The 20,896-nt window shown below is 62.1% G+C and carries 20 protein-coding genes; 12 read left to right on the plus strand and 8 right to left on the minus strand.

The genetic code is table 11. From position 1 onward, the window contains the following. Window positions 1–8: 8 nt before the first annotated feature. Both GO007_RS01810 and GO007_RS01815 read right to left on the minus strand, forming a co-directional pair. Window positions 9–737 carry a phosphodiester glycosidase family protein gene (locus tag GO007_RS01810; protein ID WP_095094814.1) on the minus strand — a complete coding sequence of 243 codons (729 nt, stop codon included), beginning with the start codon at window positions 735–737 and terminating at the stop codon, window positions 9–11. Window positions 738–786: 49 nt separating this feature from the next. Then, the gene (locus GO007_RS01815; RefSeq protein WP_095094816.1) at window positions 787–1,902 is read right to left on the minus strand and encodes a YbdK family carboxylate-amine ligase; all 1,116 of its coding nucleotides are present in this window, start codon (window positions 1,900–1,902) and stop codon (window positions 787–789) included. Between the two features lie 362 nt (window positions 1,903–2,264). On the opposite strand from GO007_RS01815, the gene GO007_RS01820 reads away from it, so the two are divergent. Genes GO007_RS01820 through GO007_RS01850 form a run of 7 tightly spaced genes read left to right on the plus strand, consistent with a single transcriptional unit; the run spans window position 2,265 to window position 10,305 of the window. Then, complete coding sequence (locus tag GO007_RS01820) at window positions 2,265–3,929, plus strand: ABC transporter substrate-binding protein (protein ID WP_095094817.1); 1,665 nt, start codon at window positions 2,265–2,267, stop codon at window positions 3,927–3,929. 18 nt (window positions 3,930–3,947) lie between these two features. Then, window positions 3,948–4,901 (plus strand): ABC transporter permease, encoded by a 954-nt coding sequence (locus tag GO007_RS01825; RefSeq protein ID WP_045854382.1) that lies wholly within the window; start codon window positions 3,948–3,950, stop codon window positions 4,899–4,901. A gap of 2 nt (window positions 4,902–4,903) precedes the next feature. After that, window positions 4,904–5,797, plus strand: a complete 894-nt coding sequence (locus GO007_RS01830) for an ABC transporter permease (protein ID WP_095094819.1) — start codon at window positions 4,904–4,906, stop codon at window positions 5,795–5,797. A 3-nt stretch (window positions 5,798–5,800) separates the two neighbouring features. Further along, window positions 5,801–6,844, plus strand: a complete 1,044-nt coding sequence (locus GO007_RS01835; RefSeq protein WP_095094821.1) for an ABC transporter ATP-binding protein — start codon at window positions 5,801–5,803, stop codon at window positions 6,842–6,844. Then, a complete protein-coding gene (locus GO007_RS01840; protein WP_095094823.1) occupies window positions 6,834–7,844 on the plus strand; it encodes an ABC transporter ATP-binding protein in 1,011 nt (336 codons plus the stop codon). Before GO007_RS01835 ends, GO007_RS01840 begins: the two co-directional genes overlap by 11 nt. Window positions 7,845–7,862: 18 nt before the next feature. Continuing rightward, window positions 7,863–9,047, plus strand: a complete 1,185-nt coding sequence (locus tag GO007_RS01845; protein WP_095094825.1) for an amidase — start codon at window positions 7,863–7,865, stop codon at window positions 9,045–9,047. Next, window positions 9,037–10,305: a Zn-dependent hydrolase gene (locus GO007_RS01850; RefSeq protein WP_095094827.1), complete on the plus strand. Its 1,269-nt coding sequence runs from the start codon at window positions 9,037–9,039 to the stop codon at window positions 10,303–10,305. Before GO007_RS01845 ends, GO007_RS01850 begins: the two co-directional genes overlap by 11 nt. Window positions 10,306–10,333: 28 nt before the next feature. On the opposite strand, the gene pdxR is transcribed toward GO007_RS01850, so the two are convergent. After that, on the minus strand, window positions 10,334–11,800 hold the full coding sequence (gene pdxR / locus GO007_RS01855) for a MocR-like pyridoxine biosynthesis transcription factor PdxR (RefSeq protein ID WP_095094829.1): 1,467 nt from the start codon (window positions 11,798–11,800) through the stop codon (window positions 10,334–10,336). Between the two features lie 232 nt (window positions 11,801–12,032). Here pdxR and GO007_RS01860 point away from each other — a divergent pair, with 232 nt between their 5' ends. The 4 genes from GO007_RS01860 to GO007_RS01875 are packed head-to-tail and all read left to right on the plus strand — an operon-like array spanning window position 12,033 to window position 15,006. Beyond that, window positions 12,033–12,884, plus strand: a complete 852-nt coding sequence (locus tag GO007_RS01860; RefSeq protein ID WP_095094831.1) for a transporter substrate-binding domain-containing protein — start codon at window positions 12,033–12,035, stop codon at window positions 12,882–12,884. A gap of 47 nt (window positions 12,885–12,931) precedes the next feature. After that, window positions 12,932–13,573, plus strand: coding sequence for an amino acid ABC transporter permease (locus GO007_RS01865; protein ID WP_095094833.1), 642 nt, complete (start codon window positions 12,932–12,934; stop codon window positions 13,571–13,573). A gap of 13 nt (window positions 13,574–13,586) precedes the next feature. Next, the gene (locus GO007_RS01870; RefSeq protein ID WP_095094835.1) at window positions 13,587–14,252 is read left to right on the plus strand and encodes an amino acid ABC transporter permease; all 666 of its coding nucleotides are present in this window, start codon (window positions 13,587–13,589) and stop codon (window positions 14,250–14,252) included. After that, entirely contained in the window at window positions 14,245–15,006 is a 762-nt protein-coding gene (locus tag GO007_RS01875) for an amino acid ABC transporter ATP-binding protein (RefSeq protein ID WP_095094837.1), read from the plus strand. Before GO007_RS01870 ends, GO007_RS01875 begins: the two co-directional genes overlap by 8 nt. A gap of 50 nt (window positions 15,007–15,056) precedes the next feature. Here the strand turns inward: GO007_RS01875 and GO007_RS01880 are convergent, their stop codons facing one another. Next, complete coding sequence (locus GO007_RS01880) at window positions 15,057–15,821, minus strand: SDR family NAD(P)-dependent oxidoreductase (RefSeq protein WP_095094839.1); 765 nt, start codon at window positions 15,819–15,821, stop codon at window positions 15,057–15,059. A 180-nt stretch (window positions 15,822–16,001) separates the two neighbouring features. Here GO007_RS01880 and GO007_RS01885 point away from each other — a divergent pair, with 180 nt between their 5' ends. Continuing rightward, window positions 16,002–17,339 carry an aspartate aminotransferase family protein gene (locus tag GO007_RS01885; protein WP_095094841.1) on the plus strand — a complete coding sequence of 446 codons (1,338 nt, stop codon included), beginning with the start codon at window positions 16,002–16,004 and terminating at the stop codon, window positions 17,337–17,339. Between the two features lie 65 nt (window positions 17,340–17,404). Here the strand turns inward: GO007_RS01885 and GO007_RS01890 are convergent, their stop codons facing one another. Genes GO007_RS01890 through GO007_RS01905 form a run of 4 tightly spaced genes read right to left on the minus strand, consistent with a single transcriptional unit; the run spans window position 17,405 to window position 20,807 of the window. Next, entirely contained in the window at window positions 17,405–18,109 is a 705-nt protein-coding gene (locus GO007_RS01890) for an ABC transporter ATP-binding protein (RefSeq protein WP_095094843.1), read from the minus strand. Next, a complete protein-coding gene (locus GO007_RS01895; RefSeq protein ID WP_095094845.1) occupies window positions 18,096–18,932 on the minus strand; it encodes an ABC transporter ATP-binding protein in 837 nt (278 codons plus the stop codon). Before GO007_RS01895 ends, GO007_RS01890 begins: the two co-directional genes overlap by 14 nt. Beyond that, on the minus strand, window positions 18,925–19,758 hold the full coding sequence (locus GO007_RS01900) for an ABC transporter permease (protein WP_095094847.1): 834 nt from the start codon (window positions 19,756–19,758) through the stop codon (window positions 18,925–18,927). Before GO007_RS01900 ends, GO007_RS01895 begins: the two co-directional genes overlap by 8 nt. Beyond that, window positions 19,758–20,807, minus strand: coding sequence for an ABC transporter permease (locus GO007_RS01905; protein WP_223261743.1), 1,050 nt, complete (start codon window positions 20,805–20,807; stop codon window positions 19,758–19,760). The genes GO007_RS01900 and GO007_RS01905 overlap by 1 nt, the downstream gene beginning before the upstream one ends. Window positions 20,808–20,896: the final 89 nt, after the last annotated feature.

Raw genomic sequence — 20,896 nt, forward strand, 5'->3', positions numbered from 1 at the left:
GTCCGGCGCTACCGGGCTTCCACCGTAATCATGCTGACGAACGGATGGTACTGCCAGGGTACGCCGCCGCCCCGCTGGTACATTTTCGAAATGGTGCCGTCGAGGTAGAGCATCTGCCGGACGTTGAGCTTTGACTGCGCGTAGCAGGCGAAATCGTAGAAATTGGTTTCCCGCTCGCTGAGCATGAATATTACCTGTCCCTCGCGGGTGAGGCCGACGCCGTTGCGCAGCTTGCGCGAGGCGGCCGACGGCTTCAGCCGCCAGTTTATCCTGCCGTTTTCGATCAGCATCGGGCCGGACTGCACGGCGTAATCGATGGCCGGCGACGGCCGGTATTTATCGATGCTGACAATCCCCGCCTGCTGGCCTTTAACAAAAAAGACCCCGCCGGGACGAATGAAAAAGTTGCCGCCGCCGGAGGCGCGGTTGAGCGCGGTCAGCCGTTTGCCCTTTTCGATATACAGCCCCAGCGGGGCATAGGCTTTATCGTAAATCCCGCCGTTCATCGCCATCCGCACGCGGCCGTCGCGATTGATATCCGCCAGCAGCGATCGCAGGGAGCCCCAGGCGCTACCGTCGCCGTTTTTCCAGTACATGGCGATCCGCTCCTGCTGCGGATTGACGGCGTAGCTTTGCAGCGTCAGCGACGGGTCGGTGAGGGTGCATTTTCCGGCGGCAAAGGCCGAAAACGGTAACAGCATCAGCGCGACGAGTCGCGGAGAGAGGCGCGGGAGCATGGGCATTCCTTGAAGCGGCTAAGGCGGGCAGTATACCTTTTTGCCGGCGCTACGCCGCCCAGATCTCGCAGTGCTTTTGCACCAGGCCGATCAGCGAGCCGCCGTTGGCGACAAATTCGCGCATGCGCCGGGCTTCGCTGCGATCCTGCTGCGCCTGGCGGACGATGGCGTCGAGGGCGCTGGTGGCATTGAGCCTGTGGGCGAAGGGGACCAGGCGATCCGCCAGGCGTAAAATCTCCTCCCGGACGGTGCGCCGCTCGCCGGAGCGGACGTCGGTGACGATCCCCGCGAGGCCGTAGCGGCAGGCCTGGTAGCGGTTGAAGGGATAGAGCAGATAGTCTTCGGGCTGCGGGGTAAAGGGCCTTTCCGTCAGCAGCCAGCAGGCAAGGATCTGAATATAGCCGGCAATATTTACCGCCTGCGCAACGGTCAGCGGGGTATCCATCACCCGCACCTCAACGGTGCCGAAGCGCGGACTGGGACGAATATCCCAGTGCAGATCCTTCATGCTGTCGATCATGCTGGTATAGCTGAGGCGCCGGAACAGCCCGTTAAACGCCTGCCAGCCGGTGACCCACGGCATCGGACCGTTGTCAGGGTAGGCGGAAAAGAGGTTCAGGCGGGCGGTGGCGAATCCGCTGTCGGCTCCGTCGAGCCAGGGAGATGCCGCGTTAAGCGCAATAAAATGCGGCACGTAGCGCGACAATCCGTGGACAAGATAAATCGCATCGTCGCCGTTTTGGCAGCCGACGTGGACGTGCTGGCCGAACACCGTTGACTGCTGCGCGAGGTAGCCAAAGTGCTCGACGGTCTTCAGGTAGCGCGGGTTGCTGCTGATCTGCTGGCGCTGCCAGGCCTGAAACGGATGAGTGCCGCCGCCGCATATTTGCAAATGCTGCTGCGCGCCGGCGCGCAGTATCTCCTGCTGAATAGTGGTCAGCTGCGCCATCGCCTGGTGAATGTCGTGGCAAATCCCCGTCGCCACCTCAAGCATGCTCTCGGTGATATCGTGCTTAACCTCCCCGGCAGGAATGGCGTCCTCCACGGCCGCAATCAGCGCCGAGGAGTCCTGGCTCAGATCGTATCCCGGCGGGTTGACCACCTGCAGCTCCAGCTCGATACCGAGCGTAAAAGGGGCCGAAACGTGAAAATCAGGTAATGACATGGCGATTCCTTGCGTACGGATATGCCAAAAGTATAGGTAAAATTTTTCCGGCTTAGAGCCTGTCCCGTCGGATGAGTGGGACAAACGCTTATAAATTGAGGGGGATTATGAATTTATTTTATATAAGCTTCCGCTGCGTTATTATTACCTGCCGCGACAAAATAAGCTGGTGCAGTTCTGCAACATATTTCACGATGGCGGTGCGGGAGAATAAGCTGTTATTATTTTATTAATACATATCATGTAGATAACATAATTTATTCTTATTTTATAAGCGCTTTCACACTTATTTTCGTGACGTTCAGATGTGGTATGCATCTTGCCTGTTAAATAACGACTTTTTATTTAACAGGGACATTGTGATGCTCAAAAATACCTTACCCATGCGTAAACTCCGCCCCGTGGCCGCGGCGGTTGGGGCGCTGGCGCTGCTGACCTCCCTGCAGGCGACCGCCTCAACGCTGCGAATTGCGATGACCGCGGCCGACATCCCGTTAACCCTCGGCCAGCCTGACCAGGGCTATGAAGGCAACCGCTTCACCGGGATCCCGCTGTACGATGCGCTGGTGGAATGGGACCTCTCACAAGGGGAGAAACCGAGCGGGCTGGTACCGGGCCTGGCGACGGAGTGGCACGTTGACCCGCAAAATCAGACCCGCTGGATCTTTACCCTGCGCCCCGGCGTGAAGTTTCATGACGGTACCGACGTTAACGCCGACGCCATCGTCTGGAACGTCGATAAGGTCTTAAACAAAAATGCGCCGCAGTATGCCCCAGGGCAGATCGGCAATACGCTGTCCCGTATGCCGACGCTGACCGGGGCCGAAAAAATTGACGATCGCACCGTCGCGCTCACCACTTCCGAAGCCGATGCCCTGCTGCCGTACAACATTACCAACCTGTTTATCGTCTCGCCGACGGCATGGCAGAAACTGTATGCCGCGGTACCGGCCAGCGCCGGCGATACCGCCGCGCGCGGCAAGCTGGCGTGGACGGAGTTCGCCGCCCATGCTGTGGGCAGCGGCCCGTTCAAAATGGAAAAACTGGTTCCTCGCCAGCAGCTGATCCTCGATAAAAACCCGGACTACTGGAATAAAGACCGCATCCCGCGGGTCGATAAGGTGGTGCTGATCCCGCTGCCGGAGGCCAATGCCCGCACCGCGGCGCTGCTGTCGAAGCAGGTGGACTGGATTGAGGCTCCGGCCCCGGACGCGGTGGATCAAATCAAAGCCCAGGGCTTTAAAATCTACGCCAACACCCAGCCGCACCTGTGGCCGTGGCAGTTCTCATTCGAAGAGGGCTCGCCGTGGAAGGATATTCGCGTGCGCAAGGCGGCCAACCTGTGCCTTAACCGCGCGGAGCTGAAGAGCTACCTTGGCGGCTATATGACCGAAGCGACCGGCGTCTATGAGGCCGACAGCCCGTGGCACGGCAAGCCCTCCTTCCAGATCAAATATGACCCGGAAGCCGCCCGTAAGCTGATGACCGAAGCGGGGTACAGCACCGGCAAACCGCTGCACGTTACCGTCGCCACCTCGGCGTCCGGCTCCGGACAGATGCAGCCGCTGCCGATGAATGAGTACATTCAGCAGAGCCTGAAAAGCTGCTTCTTTAACGTCGACATCAAGGTGACCGAATGGAACACCCTGTTCACCAACTGGCGCCTCGGGGCAAAAGACCCTTCGGCAAAAGGCATTGATGCCATCAACGTCAGCGCGGCGGTTAACGACCCTTACTTCGGCATGATCCGCTTCTCAACCGCCAAAGCGTTCCCGCCGGTGGCGACGAACTGGGGCTATTTCTCCACCCCGGAAACCGAAAAGCTGGCAACGGCGGTGAAGCACGCCTTTACCCCCGAAGAGATGAACAAAGCGGCCGGCGAGCTCCACGCCGCGCTGGTGGACCAGGTCCCGTTCCTGTTCGTCGCGCATGACGTGGGACCGCGGGCAATTTCGCCGGCGGTTAGCGGCGTGGTGCAGCCGCAGAGCTGGTTTATCGATCTCAGCCTGGTGAGTAAGAAAGAGTAATCGTGACGGGAGCCAAAGATGATCAATACGCTGCTGTACCGCGTTCTGCTGGCCGTGCCGACCATGCTCGGCGTGGCGGTAATCTGTTTCATGCTGGTGCAGATTGCGCCGGGGGATCCGCTGGTGTCGGTGATGCCGCCGGACGCCTCGGAGGCGCTGCGCCAGACGCTGATGCAGGCCTACGGTTTTGATAAACCGCTGCCGCTGCAGTTCGTTCACTGGCTGTGGCGGGCGCTGCACGGCGACTTAGGGATGTCTGTAGCCACCGGACGACCGGTGATCGGCGAAGTGATGACCGCCGTCAGCTACTCTCTGCGCCTGGCGCTGCTGGCGACGATTATCGGCTTCGTGCTCGGCAGCCTGTTTGGCTTTGTCGCCGGCTATTTTCGCAACAGCATCATCGATCGTCTGGCATCGGTGCTCTCGGTGTTTGGCGTCAGCGTGCCGCACTACTGGCTGGGAATGCTGCTGGTGATTGCCTTTAGCGTCAAGCTGGCGGTCTTACCCGCCACCGGCGGCGGGCCGATCGGCGAAATCGGCTGGCAGTGGGATTGGGATCATCTGCAGTTTATGCTGCTGCCGGCGATCACCCTGTCGGTGATCCCGACCGGGATCATTGCCCGCACCGTGCGTTCGCAGGTCGCCGACATTCTGAGCCAGGAGTTTATCGTCGGGCTGCGCGCTCGCGGGCTGGGCGAATCGCGCATTTTCCTCCACGTGGTGAAAAATGCCGCCCCGACCGCGCTGGCGGTCATGGGGCTGCAGGTGGGGTATCTGATGGGGGGCTCGATTCTGGTGGAAACGGTGTTCTCGTGGCCCGGCACCGGTCTGTTGCTCAACACCGCTATCTTCCAGCGCGATCTGCCGCTGCTGCAGGGCACCATCTGGGTGCTGGCGCTGTTCTTTGTGCTGCTCAATCTGCTGGTGGATATTCTGCAAACCGCCCTCGATCCGCGCATTAAGAGGAGCTGACAATGGTGGATACCTTGACGACGAAAGCGCGACCCGCTTCCCCGGCCATTCCCGCCCGGCAGGGCTACTGGCGCGGCGTATTCCGCCGCCTGCTGCGCGATCCCGGCGGCGTGGCGGTCGGGTCAATTATTCTGCTGCTGCTTATTCTGGCGCTGTTTGGCCCGTGGCTGATAATGAAAGACCCTTACCAGACGTCGATGTTTCTGCGCCTGAAGCCGATTGGCACCGACGGCTTTCCGCTGGGCTCCGACGAGCTGGGCCGGGATATGCTGTCGCGGCTGATTCTCGGCACCCGGCTGTCGCTGTTTATGGGAATTGTCCCGGTGGTCTTCGCCTTTTTCATCGGCGGAGCGATCGGCATCGTCGCCGGCTACGCGGGCGGTAAAACCAACACCATCATCATGCGCACCATCGACGTGTTTTACGCCTTTCCCTCCGTCCTGCTGGCGATTGCGCTCTCCGGCGCGCTGGGGGCGGGCATTGGCAACGCGCTGCTGTCGTTAACGCTGGTTTTCGTCCCGCAGGTGGCGCGCATCGCCGAAAGCGTCACCGCCCAGGTGCGGCACATGGACTATATCGACGCCGCCCGGGCAACCGGGGCCAGTGCTTTGACGATTATCCGGGTTCAGGTGTTAGGCAACGTGCTGGGACCGATCTTCGTCTTCTCAACCGGTTTAATTTCGGTCTGCATGATCCTCGCCTCCGGGCTCTCGTTCCTTGGGCTGGGCGTGCGTCCGCCTGAGCCGGAGTGGGGATTGATGCTCAACACGCTGCGCACGGCGATTTATACCCAGCCGTGGGTGGCGGCCCTGCCGGGATTGATGATTTTTATCACCTCCATTTCGTTCAATATCCTCGCGGACCGCCTGCGCGCGGCGATGGCGATCAAGGAGTAAACGATGCAACCTTTTGTCAATATTGACCTCGGCGGCCCGGCCCAGCCGCTGCTGCAGGTCAACAATCTGTTGAAATACTTTCGCGCCGGCGGCGGGAAGGGACATGAAGTGGTGCAGGCGGTGGATGACGTCAGCTTTACGGTGGTCAAAGGCGAAACGCTGGGCGTCGTCGGAGAGTCGGGCTGCGGGAAATCAACCACCGCGCGGCTGCTAATGCAGCTCCTGAACCAGGATCGCGGAGAGCTGGTTTTCGACGGACTTGAGGTGGGATCGTCCCGCCTGCCGATGAAAGAGTACCGTCGCCAGGTGCAGATGGTGTTTCAGGATAGCTACGCCTCGCTCAACCCGCGGATGACTATGGAGGAGAGCATTGCCTTCGGCCAGCGCGTGCACGGGGTCAGCGCGAAGGAGGCCAGCGAGTACGCGCGCTATCTGCTGGCGCACGTTGGCCTTGAGCCGGGGCGCTTTGCCCACCGCTATCCGCACGAGCTTTCCGGCGGCCAGCGCCAGCGGGTGAATATTGCCCGCGCGCTGGCGATGAAGCCGCGGCTGGTGATCCTCGACGAAGCGGTCTCGGCGCTGGATAAATCGGTGGAGGCGCAGGTGCTGCAGCTGTTGCAGGAGCTGAAGCGCACGCTGGAGCTGACCTACGTATTTATCAGCCACGATCTGCACGTGGTGCGCTGGCTGTCGGATCGGATCCTGGTGATGTATCTCGGCGAGGTGGTGGAAATCGGGCCAGCGGAGCAGCTGTTTACCGCCTCGGCCCATCCCTATACCCGGGCGCTGCTGAGTTCGATGCCGTCAATGGACCCGAAAAACCGCACCCTGACCTCGCCGCTCAGCGGCGATCCGCCCAGCCCGATTTCACCGCCAGCGGGCTGCCGCTTCCATACCCGCTGCCCGCACGCCAGAACGGTCTGCGCCGAGGTGAAACCCGCCCTCGAAAGCGTGGGGGAGGGGCATCAAAGCGCCTGCCTGATGGCGCAGCCGGCGTCGCCCTGGCATCACGCTATCGCCGTACGGGAGGTACGCCATGTCGCATGAAGCCTTTGTCCATATCCGCGATCTGCGGGTTGAATTCCGCCGCGACGGTCAGACGATCAATGCGGTAAACGGCGTCTCTTTTGATGTGCAAAAGGGCGAGGTGCTGGCGCTGATTGGCGAGTCCGGCTCCGGAAAAAGCGTGACCCTCAGAGCGCTGATGCGCCTGCATCCTCCCAAAAGCAGCGTCCTTTCCGGAACCCTGCGGGTGGATGGCGAAGCGGTGCTGGAGATGAGCGCTTCCCGGCTGCGGCGCTATCGCGGCGCGCGCTGCGCAATGATATTTCAGGAGCCGCTGCTGGCCTTCGATCCGGTGTATACCGTCGGCCAGCAGATCGTCGAAGGCCTGCGCCGCCATGAAGGGCTTTCGCGCCCGGCGGCAAGGGAGCGGGCGCTGGAGGCGCTGCGTCAGGTGCGCATTCCGAGCCCCGAGCGGCGGCTGGATGCCTATCCGCACGAGATGTCCGGCGGGATGCGCCAGCGGGCGATGATCGCCCTCGCGCTGTCGTGCAACCCGCAGCTGCTGCTGGCGGATGAACCGACCACCGCCCTCGACGCGACGGTGCAGATCCAGATCCTGATCCTGCTGCGCGAGCAGCAAAAGGAGCGCGGGCTGTCGATTATCTTTGTTACCCACGACATCGGCGCCGCGGTGGAAATTGCCGACCGCGTGGCGGTGATGTACGCCGGGCGCATCGTCGAAGAGGCGTCGATGGAGGATATTCTCTACCGTCCGCGCCACCCTTATACCCAGGTTCTGCTGGGCAGCCGCCCGAAAGAGGGGCTTAAAAAAGGCGATGCGCTGCGCTGCATCCCCGGCTCGCCGCCGGACTTAGCGCGCCTGCCGGCGGGCTGCGCGTTTGCCGACCGCTGCCCCCATGCGAGGGCGGTCTGCGGGCAAAGCCAGCCGGCGACGGAGCAGGTTGGTCAGCGTCACGTGGTGAGCTGCCATCGCTGGCGGGAGCTGGCCGCCAGCGTCGAGAACCAGGCGCAGTACGCCTGAAGCAATAAGGAGACAAGCATGCAGGATGATATTCGCGCGTTTATGCCCTATCCGGCGCACCCGGTTCCGCACGCGCACAGCGGGCCGCTGAGCGGCATGACCTTTGCGGTAAAAGATCTGTTCGACGTGGCGGGCTACCCGACCGGCGGCGGTAATCCGCATCTGCTGGCGCTCTCCGGGATTAAAAGCCGCACCGCGCCGGTCGTGCAGACGCTGCTGGATAGCGGCGCGCGGTTTATGGGCAAAACCCACACCAGCGAGCTGGCCTATTCGATGAGCGGCCACAACGTTCATTACGGCACCCCGCGCAACGGCGCGGCGCCGAATCATATTCCCGGCGGCTCCTCCTCGGGCTCGGCCTCGGCGGTCTCCAGTGCGGCCTGCGATTTTGCCCTCGGCACCGACACCGGCGGTTCGGTACGCACGCCGGCGAGCTACTGCGGGCTGTTCGGCCTGCGGCCAACCCACGGGGGGATCTCCCTCGACGGCTGCCAGCCGCTGTGCGCCACGATGGACACCTGCGGCTTCTTTGCCCGTTCGGCGGAGGTCTTTAGCGTCGTCGCCGGATGCCTGCTCGGCGGCGAGCGCCCGGCGGTCGATGACGTCAGGCTGGCCTGCCACGAGGCGCTGTTTTCACGCCTGCCGCTGCGCAGCCAGCAGGCGCTGCTGCCGGTACGCCAGCGCCTGAGCCGCGCTTTTGGCGAAATAGCCTCGCTTAGCGCGCCGCTGCCGGACGTCGACGATATCTATCTCGCCTTCCGCCAGATTCAGGGTTATGAAGCCTGGCAGGCGCAGGGAGAGACGATTGAGCGCTACGGGCTGCAGCTGGGGCCGGACGTGCGCGAGCGGTTCCTGTGGGGGAAAGCGGTGACGGCGGCGCAGTTCGACAGCGCCTGCCAGCAGCGGGCCCGCTTCAGCGCCTGGTGGGATCGGCAGCTGGGCGAGGCCATCTTAGTGCTGCCGACGGTGCCTGACGGCGCGCCGCTGCTGACGGCGCAGGCCGATGAAATTGAGGCGGTGCGCCGCCTGTCGCACGATCTGTTGCTGATTTCCGTTATGACCCGGCGCCCGCAGGTGACGCTGCCGGTCGCCCTGGTGGGCGGCCTGCCGCTGGGTATTTCATTCCTGGGGCCGCGCGGCAGCGATCGTCTGCTGGTGGAGCTGGCCGCCGCTTTTGTGCAAGGAGAAGACAATGAGCAGTGATGTCCTTTTTACCCCGGTCGCCGGGGTTGACGCCGATCGGGTCAACGGCGAACGGCTGTGGGATTCGTTAATGGCGCTGGCGGAGATTGGCGCGACGCCGAAAGGCGGCTGCTGTCGTCTGACCTTAACCGATCTCGACAGGCAGGGGCGGGATCTGGTGATCGGCTGGGCGAAAGAGGCCGGGCTGAGCGTCACCGTTGATAAAATCGGCAACGTTTTTATGCGCCGGGAAGGGCGCAACCCTCAGCTGCCGCCGATCGTTTCCGGCAGCCATATCGATACCCAGCCCACTGGCGGCAAGTTTGACGGCAACTACGGCGTGCTGGCGGCGCTGGAGGTGGTGCGCACGCTGAACGACCTCGATATCGAAACCGAAGCGCCGATTGAGGTGGTGTTCTGGACCAACGAGGAGGGCTCGCGCTTTGTACCGGTGATGATGGGCTCCGGGGTCTTTGCCGGCGTGTTTGCGCTGGAAGATATCTATGCCGTGCAGGATGCGGAAGGGAAAACGGTGGGCGAAGAGCTGGCGCGAATTGGCTATATCGGCAGCCAGACGCCGGGGGATCGGCCGGTCGGCGCCTATTTTGAAGCGCATATTGAGCAGGGCCCGATCCTCGAAGCCGAAGAGAAGGTGATTGGCGTGGTGCAGGGCGTGTTGGGCATTCGCTGGTACGACTGCGTGGTCAGCGGCCAGGAGTCTCACGCCGGGCCGACGCCGATGCGCCTGCGAAAAGACGCCCTGCAGGTGGCAACCCACATTATGCAGGAGGTGGTGGCGATCGCCGGGCGCAGCGAAGAGGGGCGCGGGACCGTTGGCCGGGTGCAGGTGTATCCGAACAGCCGCAACGTGGTGCCGGGCGAAGTGGCCTTCTCTATTGATATGCGCAATCTCAGCGACGAGCTGGTGGATGAGATGGACCGCCAGCTGCGGGAGTTTATCGCCAAAGTCGAACAGGAGAGCGGCCTCGCGGTGGCGCTGAAAGAGGTCAGCCACTATCCGGCCGCGCCGTTCAATCCGGATTGTCAGGCCGCGATTGCCGCAGCGGCGCAGCGGCTGGGCTATCCGGCCCGGGCGATCGTCTCCGGCGCCGGGCATGATGCGGTGTACATGAGCTATCTGGCGCCAACCGGCATGATTTTTATCCCCTGCAAGGACGGCATCAGCCATAACGAAATCGAGTACGCCTCGCCGGAACACGTCACCGCCGGCGCTAACGTGCTGCTGCAGGTGATGCTGCAATACGCCCGGGCGGTATAGTCCTGCGCAACGGTAGCCCTTAGCCGGGCTACCCCATCTGCTCCAGCTGGCCGCACAGCACCTCAACCCCCTGTTCGATGGCGTCGGGGTTGATGGCGTGGAACCCCATACGAAAGAAGTTATCCGGCGGAGCGTCGCTGAGAAAATGGCGCGCGCCGGGCTCAATCAGCACTCCCGCATGGGCGGCGCGCCAGGTGAGCTGCTGGGTATTGATATGTTCCGGCGTCGCCAGCCAAAAGGCGTTGGCGTACTCGCTGCCGGGTATGATCCGGCAGTCCGGGAGATGGTTCTGCAGGGCGCTATTGAGCCGATCCCAGCGCTGGGCCGAATCGTAATGGTAGCGCCGCAGGTGCGTTTCATAGTGCCCCTGGGCGAGGAAGTGCGCCATCTGATACTGAATATTGGTGGGCGGATGGCGATAGATCAGGCGCCGCAGCGCCCGCGCCTCGTCGATAAGATCCGGGTCGGCCACCATAAAGCCCAGGCGCAGCCCCGGCGACAGCGCTTTTGACAGGCTGCTGACGTACACCACGCGCCCGCTACGATCGCTGGCCTTCAGCGCCGGCAGCGGGTTGAGCATAAAGTTACTCTCCGAATCGTAATCATCCTCAACGATCACCGCGTCATGGCTCGCGGCGTACTCCAGCAGCTGGCTGCGCCGGGCCTTACTCATCGCCACGCCGGTGGGGACCTGGTGGCCGGGAGTCACGTAGTAGTAATCGCAGGGGGCGTCGTTGAGCACAATCCCTTCGTCATCCACCGGATGCGGCACGATGTCGGCATCCGCCAGCAGGAAAGTATTAATCGCTTCGCGAAAGCAGGGATTCTCCACGCCGACCCGGGTCGCGGAGGACATCAGCAGACGGGTGAGCAGGTACAGCGCGTTCTGCGAACCGAGGGTGATCAGGATTTCATCCGCAGCGGCCACAATTCCGCGCTTCGGCAGCACCCGGGTGCGGATTTGCTCAATCAGCATCGGCACGTCCTGGTCAACGTGATCGACCACCCATGCCGGATCGCGCACGCCGCCGTGCAGCCAGTTGGCCGCCGAGCGCCAGGTCGCCAGCGGGAACTGGCGGGTATCCGGCTGGCCGTAGATAAACGGATAGCGGTAGTTCATCCAGCCGGCGGGTTTGAGGATCGACTCCTGCTGGCTGGGCGTCATCTGCAGCCGGGTGCCCCAGCGTGGTGCAGCGGCCTCGTCTTCCGGTGCACTCTGAACGGCGGCGCCGGCGGTGGGCTGCGGATAATCCGGGTGCAGATAGAACCCGCTGCGCGGCCGGCTGATGAGATAGCCTTCGTTGACCAGGCTTTCAAAAACCAGGGCCGTGGTATTGCGCGAGACCCGCAGCTGGCTGGCCAGCTGGCGGCAGGAGGGGAGCGGGGTATCGGCGGCGAAGATACCGCTCAGAATGGCGTTAATCAGCGTCTCTCGTACCTGTTCCTGCAGCCCGCGATGCGGGTCGAAATCGACGTGTAAAAGGTGACGGATCATGCTCAGCTCCTTACGCAAAAACGGTATCGGGCATGTTGCAAACTCCATACCACCCTGAAAATGACTGACACATCTACGCGGCGAATCTGGCTCTATGGAGAAATTGAAAACGCTCCATACAGTAAGAAACCATCTATCGGTCGTGGACCGGAACGTCCGTCGGCACATATTTTGCAAAACCTTTCCGTGTTCCGGAGTGAACCAGTCTGGCGAATTAATGAGGGGTAGATTGATGAACAAATCATTGGGTTCAGTTTGTCTGGGCGCCGTTATGGCAATGGCCTTTTCTTATCACGCAGCCGCCGCCGATCTTCCGGCAATCGAAAAAGCGGGTACCCTGAAAGTCGCGACCGAAGATGATTACGCGCCTTTTAACTTTATGAATAATGGCCAGGCAGATGGTTTTAACAAAGATATGCTCGATGAATTGCGTAAATATGCGAAATTCAACGTCGACCAGAGCATCCTGCCGTGGACCGGCCTGCTAGCGGCGGTCTCAACCGGCCAGTACGATATGGCCCTCACCGGCGCGGTGATTACCGACGACCGGCTGAAGGTGTTTGACTTCACTCCGCCGTGGGCATCGGCGCAGCACTATTTCGTGAAACGCGCCGGGGATAACTCCCTCGATACCATCGCCGCGCTTAGCGGCAAAAAGGTTGGCCTGCAGGCCGGCAGCGCGCTGCTGGCGCGGCTGCCGGAGCTGAAAGCGATGCTGGAGAAAACCGGCGGCAAGCTCGGGCCGGTGGTGGAGTATCCCTCTTACCCGGAAGCCTACGCGGATCTTGCCAACAAGCGCCTTGATTACGTGATTAACGTGGTGATTTCGGTGAACGACCTGGCGAAGTCTAAGCCCAAGGTTTTTGCCAAAGGGCTGGCGGTTTCCGGTCCGGGCTATATGGCGTGGCCTATTCCTAAAAACTCACCGCAGCTTTTGGCCTATATGACCAAATTTATCAACCATATGCGAGAAACTGGCCGCCTCGCAGAGCTGCAGAAAAAATGGTTTGGTGAAACCTACGACAACCTCCCGACGGAGGCGATAACCAGCCCTGAGCAGTTCCATAAGCTGGCGGGTCTGTAACATGTCGCGGCGGGCAACCGCCGCCTGTTGATGCGAAGGAGGGCCACATGGATGCAATTTCCTGGCAGTTATTGATTGAAGGCGCGTGGACGACCCTCTGGATTTCGGCTATCGCCATCGCCCTCGGGGTGGTGATTGGCCTGCTGATCGCGCTGGTACGGATGCTGCGAATTCCGCTTATCGATCAGCTGCTGGTCGTCTATATCAGCCTTGCCCGCGCCACGCCGCTGGTGACGCTGGTGCTGTTTCTGTTCCTTTCGCTACCGACGGTGGGGATCAATCTCGATAAGAACCTGTCGGCAATCGTGGCGCTGACGCTGAATACCTCGGCATTTAACGCCGAGATCTGGCGCAACGCGTTTCGCACCTTTCCCCGCGAGCAACGCGAGGCCGCGGAATCCGTCGGCATGCGGCGCTGGACCTACTTCCGCTACATCATGCTGCCGCAAATGTGGATCGAGAGCCTGCCGGCGCTGGTTAACGAAATGTCCTTTCTGATCAAAGGCAGCCCGGCGATTGCGGTGATTGGGGTGGTGGACTTAACCCGCGTCACAAACCGTATCTCCTCGGTGACCTACGAACCTTTATCGCCGATCCTCGCCGCGGGGCTGCTGTATGTGGTCATTATCGGGCTGCTGCTGAAGCTGCAGAGTATGGCGGAACGCAAAGCTAAACGCCTGGCGCGCTAAAACAGGAGATCCTATGAATCAGTGGGCCGTTATCTGGTCGGTGCGCGACAGCTTTATTGCCGGTTTGTTTGCCACCCTTGAACTATTTATCATCGCGGCGCTGGCCGGTTTATTTATCGGGATTGTGCTGTGCTATCTCACCGAATATCAGAAGAAGTTCCTTAACCGGCTCATTATCGGCTTCGTCAGCCTGATGCGGGCCATTCCTTTTTTAATTCTCGCGTATCTGCTTTATTACGGACTGCCCGAAATCGGTATCAGCCTGGAGGCCTGGACGGCAGGGCTGGTGGCTCTGATTATTTATCATGGCGCCTATTTCTTTGAAATACTGCGCAGCCAGCGGCGGGTCTTCTCCAGCGGCTATATTGAGGCGGCGGTGGCCCAGGGCTTTTCGCGCTACAAAATATTTATCCGCATTATTCTGCCCAATATCGTTTCATCATCGCTGCCGCTGATGGGCAACCAGCTGATTATTTGCCTGAAAGATACCGCGTTTCTGAGCATTATCACCGTCCAGGAAATTACCGCCGCCGCTAACAGCGTCCAGGCGACCTATTTTATCCCGTTTAACGCGTTTATCGTCGCCATTGCGCTCTACTGGGCGATCGGCATTCTGCTGGAGCTGCTTGTTAAGCGGCTGAGCGCCTGGGGAGCGAAAAGAGGAATGAGCCATGCCTGATTCAACCGCTGTCAGCATTAAAAATGTCTCCAAACAGTTTGATAATATTGAAGTGCTCCGCGACATCAACCTGACGGTTGAAAAAGGCACGGTGGTCAGCATTCTGGGGTCGTCGGGGTCCGGAAAATCGACGCTGCTGCGCTGCATGAACTGGCTGGAGCAGCCGGATCGCGGCGAGATCCATATCGGCGGCCTGCGCCTCGGGGTTGATGAACGCAGCGGCCGGGCCATGTCCCACCGCCAGCTGTCAAAGGTGCGAGAGCGGGTGGGCATGGTATTCCAGAGCTTTAACCTGTGGCCGCACCTGACCGTGCAGCAGAACGTCAGCGAAGCCCTGCTGCACGTGAAGGGAATGAAGCGCGGCGAAGCCAATGAGATGGCCCTGCGTCAGTTGGAGAAAGTCGGCATGGCGCACAAAGCGGATGTCTATCCGATCACCCTGTCAGGCGGGCAGAAGCAGCGGGTGGCGATTGCCCGCTCGCTGGCCATGTCGCCGGAAGTGATTCTCTTCGATGAGCCCACCTCGGCGCTGGACCCTGAGCTGGTCAACGAAGTGCTGGGGGTGATGAAAGCGCTGGCGGCCGAGGGCTACACGATGGTGGTGGTGACCCACGAGATGGACTTTGCTCGTCAGGTATCCGATGAGGTGGTGTTTCTTGAGAAAGGGCTGCTGATTGAGAAAGCGCCGCCGGAGAAGTTCTTCACTAATCCGGACTCCGAGCGGGTACGGCAGTTTTTGCAGAGCAGCCGCTAGCACTAAAAAGCCCGGTCGGCTGGCCGACCGGGCCTGTTCAATACGCTGTTTTAATCGCGATCGATGGCGAACGGCTGCCAGGCCTGACGTACCGGCATCACCTCCACGCGGTTGATATTCATATGATCCGGCAGGGTGGCGATATAGAACATCTGTTCGGCAATATCCTGCGCGCTCAGCGGCGTGGTGCCGCGATAGAGGTTATCGGATGCCGCCTGGTCACCTTTGGTGCGTACCAGGGTGAATTCGGTCTCGGCGATCCCCGGCGCGAGGTCGGTGACCCGCACCCCGGTCCCCAGCAGGTCGCAGCGGAGGTTATAGCTGAACTGCTTCACGAACGCTTTGCTTGCGCCGTAGACGTGGCTGCCGGGATAGGGCCACTGGCCGGCGATAGAGCCGATGTTGATAATCGAGGCCCCGGCGCCGTGCTTAATCAGCGTCGGCAGCAGCGCGTGGGTGACGTTGACCAGCCCGGTGACGTTGGTATCGATCATCGTTTTCCAGTCCTGCAGGTCAACCTTTTGCGCCGGCTGCGGCGACAGCGCCAGCCCGGCGTTGTTAATCAAGGTTTTGATATCGGCGAAGGCCGCCGGCAGCGCGGCCACCGCCGCCTCCACCGCATCGCTGTCGCGCACGTCGAGCTCGATAATATGCACCGGCACCTTTTGGCTCAGCGCATCCTTCAGCTTCTCCAGCCGCGCCAGACGGCGGCCGCTGAGCACCAGCGACCAGCCCGCCTCGGCAAAAACCTGCGCCGCCGCTTCGCCAAAACCCGAGGTTGCCCCGGTAATAAATACCACGTTGTTGGTCGTCATTTCATTCTCCTGTGTGCCTGGTTCACCCACTATAAAAATCCGCGGCGGGCGCGCACAGGGCCAGTCGTCATGCGGCGATGTGACACCGTGTCACATCGCCTGCCGCGCACTGGCTCTATCCCTTTTTCGGCAATGCGCCCAATGATAGGGACAACAACAACGCCATCAGAGGGGCAGGGTATGAAGCTGGCACTACAAGACGATGTATCGGTAAGCAACGATGACGTACGCCAACTGGATCGCGCTTATGTATTTCACTCATGGTCGATGCAGGGCAATTTAAACCCGCTGGTGATTGCCGGAGCCAAAGGCTGCGAGCTGTGGGATTACGAAGGTAAAACGTACCTTGATTTCAGCAGCCAGCTGGTCAACGTCAATATCGGCTATCAGCATCCTCGGGTGCTGGCGGCGATGAAGGCGCAGCTGGAGGAGCTGGTGACCATCGCGCCGGCTACCGCCAACCTCGCCCGCGGCGAAGCGGCGAAGCGCATCGTTGAGCTGGCGCCGGAAGGCTTTAGCAAGGTGTTCTTCACCAACGCCGGCGCGGACGCCAACGAAAATGCGATCCGCATGGCGCGGCTGTATACCGGGCGCGATAAGGTGCTGTCCGCCTACCGCTCCTATCATGGCAATACCGGCAGCGCGATTGCCGCCACCGGCGACTGGCGTCGGGTGCCGAACGAGTATTCGCGCGGCCACGTTCACTTCTTCAACCCGTACCTCTATCGCAGCGAATTTAATGCCGCCAGCGAAGAGGAGGAGTGCCAGCGCGCGCTGGCGCACCTGCGCAGAATGATCGAGTGCGAAGGCCCTGGCGCTATCGCCGCGATCCTGCTGGAGTCTATTCCGGGCACCGCCGGGATCCTCGTGCCGCCGGATGGCTATATGCAGGGCGTGCGGGCGCTGGCCGACGAGTTTGGCATCGTGCTGATCCTTGATGAAGTGATGGCCGGCTTTGGCCGCACCGGCAGCTGGTTCGCCTTTGAACAGGATGGCGTTGTGCCGGATCTGGTGACCTTCGCCAAAGGGGTTAACGCCGGCTACGTGCCTGCGGGGGGCGTGCTGATTAGCGAGCCGATAGCCCGTCACTTTGACGATCATTTCTTTGCCGGCGGCCTGACCTACTCCGGCCACCCGCTGGCGATGGCGGCCATTGTGGCCACTATCGACGCGATGAAAGAGGAAAAGATCGTCGAAAATGCGGCGACGATTGGCAACGGCGTGCTGCGCCAGGGGCTGGAGGCGCTGGCGCAAAAGCACGCTATCATCGGCGACGTGCGCGGGCGCGGGCTGTTCCAGGCGCTGGAGCTGGTCAGCAGCCGCGCGCAGAAAACGCCGCTGGCCGCCTCCGATATGGCGGCGATTAAGGGCGCATTAACCGAGGCCGGACTGCTGGCCTTCGTGGTGGAAAACCGGATCCACGTGGTACCGCCCTGCACCATCAGCGCCGAGCAGGTCGAAAAAGGGCTGGCTATTTTTGACGCGGTGTTCGCCCGGTTTGCCGATCTGGCGAAGTAGAACACGCGCCGCGGCCGCCTCCCGGATTGGGCATTTACGCCGGGGCGGCCTGCGGATCGACAACCTCAGTTCATTCGATGCTCGCCGTTGACCAGCGCTTCGCGGTTGAAGAAGCGCTGGATCGCCCCTTCCGCCATAAACGCCGCCCGGTCCGACATATGGGCCACCACGTCCGCGTCGTGACTGACCAGCAGGTAGGTCATACCGTGTTCCTGCTTCAGCCGGTTCAGCAGGTTGAGGATCTCCGCCTGTACCGACATATCCAACGCCGACGTCGGCTCATCCAGCAGCAGAATCTGCGGGCGCAGCAGCAGCGCGCGGGCAATCGCCACGCGCTGGCGCTGGCCGCCGGAAAGCTGGTGCGGATAGCGGCGCGCGGCATCGGCGGGCAGCCCTACCTGCTCCAGCGCGGTGGTGACCCGCTGCTCAATATCGCTGATGCCGTGAATTTTCAGCGGCTCCGCGAGGGTGCGCCACAGGGTATGGTTTGGATGCAGCGAGGCGTACGGGTCCTGAAACACCATCTGCACGTTGCGCCGCAGCTGGCCCTGAAAGCGAACGCCCGGCGTAATGGCTTTGCCGAACAGCGCGACGTCGCCGCTCCAGTCGCGCTGCAGGCCGCCGAGTACCCGCAAAATGGTGGATTTTCCGCAGCCGGAAGCGCCGATCAGGCTGAAGGTCTCCCCGGCGTCAACGCTAAAGCTGGCGGCAGAAACCGCCGTTTTATCGCCGAAAATAACCTGTAACGCTGCGAGATTAACGACCGTCATGCGCCGCCTCCGTAAAGGATTGATTTCTGTCGAGGGTCGGCAGCATCTGGCCGTAGGTCTGCGCGTCGGGACGGCAGGTCCACAGCGTGCGGGTATACGGGTGGGTGGCCGCAGGCAGGTCGCGCGCCGCCATCTCGTCGACCTGCGCCCCCTGATACATCACCAGCACCCGATGGCAGTGTTCGGCCACCAGCGGCAGGTCGTGGCTGATCAGCAGCATCGCCATCTGCCGCTGCTCGCACTGTTCAACCAGCAGTTCGAGGATCTGGCTGCGCAGGCGGGCGTCGAGGGCCGAGGTTGGCTCATCGGCAATCAGCACCTTCGGGTTGTTGAGCAGCGCCAGGGCAATCATCACCCGCTGGCCCATGCCGCCGGAGAGCTCCCCCGGATAGCGGCCGAGCACCGGTAAATCGAGGCCCACGGCGGCAACGGCGGCTTTTACCGCCTCCAGCCGCTGGCGGCGGTTCAGGCGCTGGTGCAGCGTTAGCGCCTCCTCCAGCTGCGCCTGGATGCTGAGCACCGGGTTTAGCGCATAGCGCGGGTCCTGCAGCACCAGCGCCATATCGTTGCCGCGCAGCGCGCGCCAGCCGCGGTTGTTGAGGGTTAGCGCGTCGCGGCCCAGCACGTTGAGCGCGCCGGCGCTGACCACGCCCGGCCTGCGCACCAGCCCCATCAGGGCGCGGGCGGTCATCGATTTCCCGGAACCCGATTCGCCAACCAGCGCCAGGCGCTCGTTGCCGAGCGTAAAGCTTAAATCGTTCACCACCCGGGCGCCGGGGTAATCAATGGAGAGCCCCTGGACGTTGAGTCGGATATCAGTCATGTTGCGGCTCCAGAACGTCGCGCAGGCCGTCGCCCAGCAGGTTAAACGCCAGGCTGGCGATCAGGATCGCCGCCCCGGGCGCGGCGGCGATCCACCATTGGTCGAAAATCACCTGCATTCCATCGGCGATCATCGCCCCCCATTCCGCCATCGGCGGGCGGGCGCCGAGGCCAAGAAAGCCCAGCCCGGCGGCGGCGAGGATAATGCCCGCCAGATCCAGCGCCAGGCGCACGATGGCCGAAGGCAGGCACAGCGGGAGAATATGGCCCATCAGCAGCCGCCAGCCGCGAATGCCCATCATTTCCGCCGCCGCCAGGTAGTCGCTATGGCGCAGGCGCTGAATTTCGCTCCGCGCCTGGCGGGCGTAGGCCGGCCAGGTGGTGAGCGCCAGCGCCAGCGCGCCGTTGACCAGACCCGGGCCGAGCATGGCGACAAAGGCAAAGGCCAGAATCAGCCGCGGCATCGACATCACCACGTCGGTAAAGCGCATCAGTCCGCGTTCCAGCCAGCCGCCGTAGTAGCCGGAGAGAATGCCCACCAGCAGGCCGGCTGGAAGGGTAATCAGGGTGACCAGCGCGACCAGCCCTAGCGCCGGCCGGGCGCCATAGATCAGGCGCGAAAGCAGGTCGCGGCCGTAGCTGTCGGTGCCGAGCCAGTGTTGGGCTCCCGGCCCCTGCAGGCGGGCGGCGGCATCCTGCCAGTTGGGGTCCAGCGGCGCCAGCCACGGCGCGAACAGCGCCACCAGCACCAGCAGCAGAATAATCACCAGCCCGCAGAAGGCGGCGGGGGAGCGGCGCAGGCGGCGTAAAAACAACCAGGTCGGCATCAGCGCACCCTCGGGTCGGTTAACCGTACCAGCAGGTCGGTGAGGTTATTAATCAGGACGAAGCTGGCGCCAATCAGCAGCGTGCCGCCCATGATCGCCGTGGTGTCGCCGGCAAACAGCGCGGTGGTCAGATAGCGCCCAATTCCCGGCCATGAGAAGACGGTTTCGGTGAGCACCGCGCCTTCAAGCATGGCGGTGTAGGCCAGAGCGATCACCGTCAGCAGGGTGCCGCGAATATTGGGCAGCACGTGGCGCAACAGGATCGTCATTTCGCTGGCCCCTTTGGCGCGCGCCAGCAGGATGTACTCTTTGTTCATCTCGCTCAGGCATGCGGATCGCGTCAGGCGGGTGATGCTGGCCAGCGAGTAGTAGGCCAGCAGCAGCACCGGCAGCAGCAGGTGGCCGACGGCATTTTTAAACGCCTCTTTGTCACCCGACAGCCAGGTGTCAATCAGCGCAAATCCAGTGCGCGGCTCGACGCTGTACTGATAGATATCGTCCAGCCGCCCCGGGCCAGGCGTCCACTGCAGCCTGGCGTAGAACAGCGCCAGCATCAGCAGGCCGAGCCAAAAAATCGGCACCGAGTTGCCGAGCAGGGTAAAGGTGCGTACCGCCAGGTCCCACGGCGAGCCGACGTAGCGGGCGCAGAGCACGCCGGCAATGACGCCAAGCAGGGCGCCAATAATCAGCGCCAGCGTCGCCAGTTCGAGCGTCGCCGGGAAGGTGGAGAGCAGGTCGTGAAGCACCGGCTGACCGGTGGCGCTGGCGGTGCCAAGATCGCCGTGCGCGAGCCGGGTGAGATAGTGCCAGAACTGTACCGGCAGCGGCCGGTCAAGGCCGAGCTGGTGGCGTACCTGATCGTAGGTGGACTGGCTGGCGTGGTCGCCGACGATTTGCAGAACCCGGTCAACCGGCGACAGCGCCGAGAGCGCGAAGGTCACCAGCAGCAGGCCGAGCAGAGTTAGCGCCAGGGTGAGCAGCCCCTGAAATAGCGCGAGCAGAGGGCGCTTTGCGCGCCGCTCCGCTCCGGTGGGTGAAACAGCAGACATGGTTATTCCGTAGGTAAAGAGTGCAGTGTAACCGTTGCGGGTAAAATCCCCGGACCGCGGCGTAACGCCGGTTCCGGGTGACTAAAATA

The sequence above is a fragment of the Klebsiella sp. 10-1 genome, from assembly GCF_009758445.1.
Taxonomy (GTDB): Bacteria; Pseudomonadota; Gammaproteobacteria; order Enterobacterales; family Enterobacteriaceae; genus Klebsiella; species Klebsiella scottii.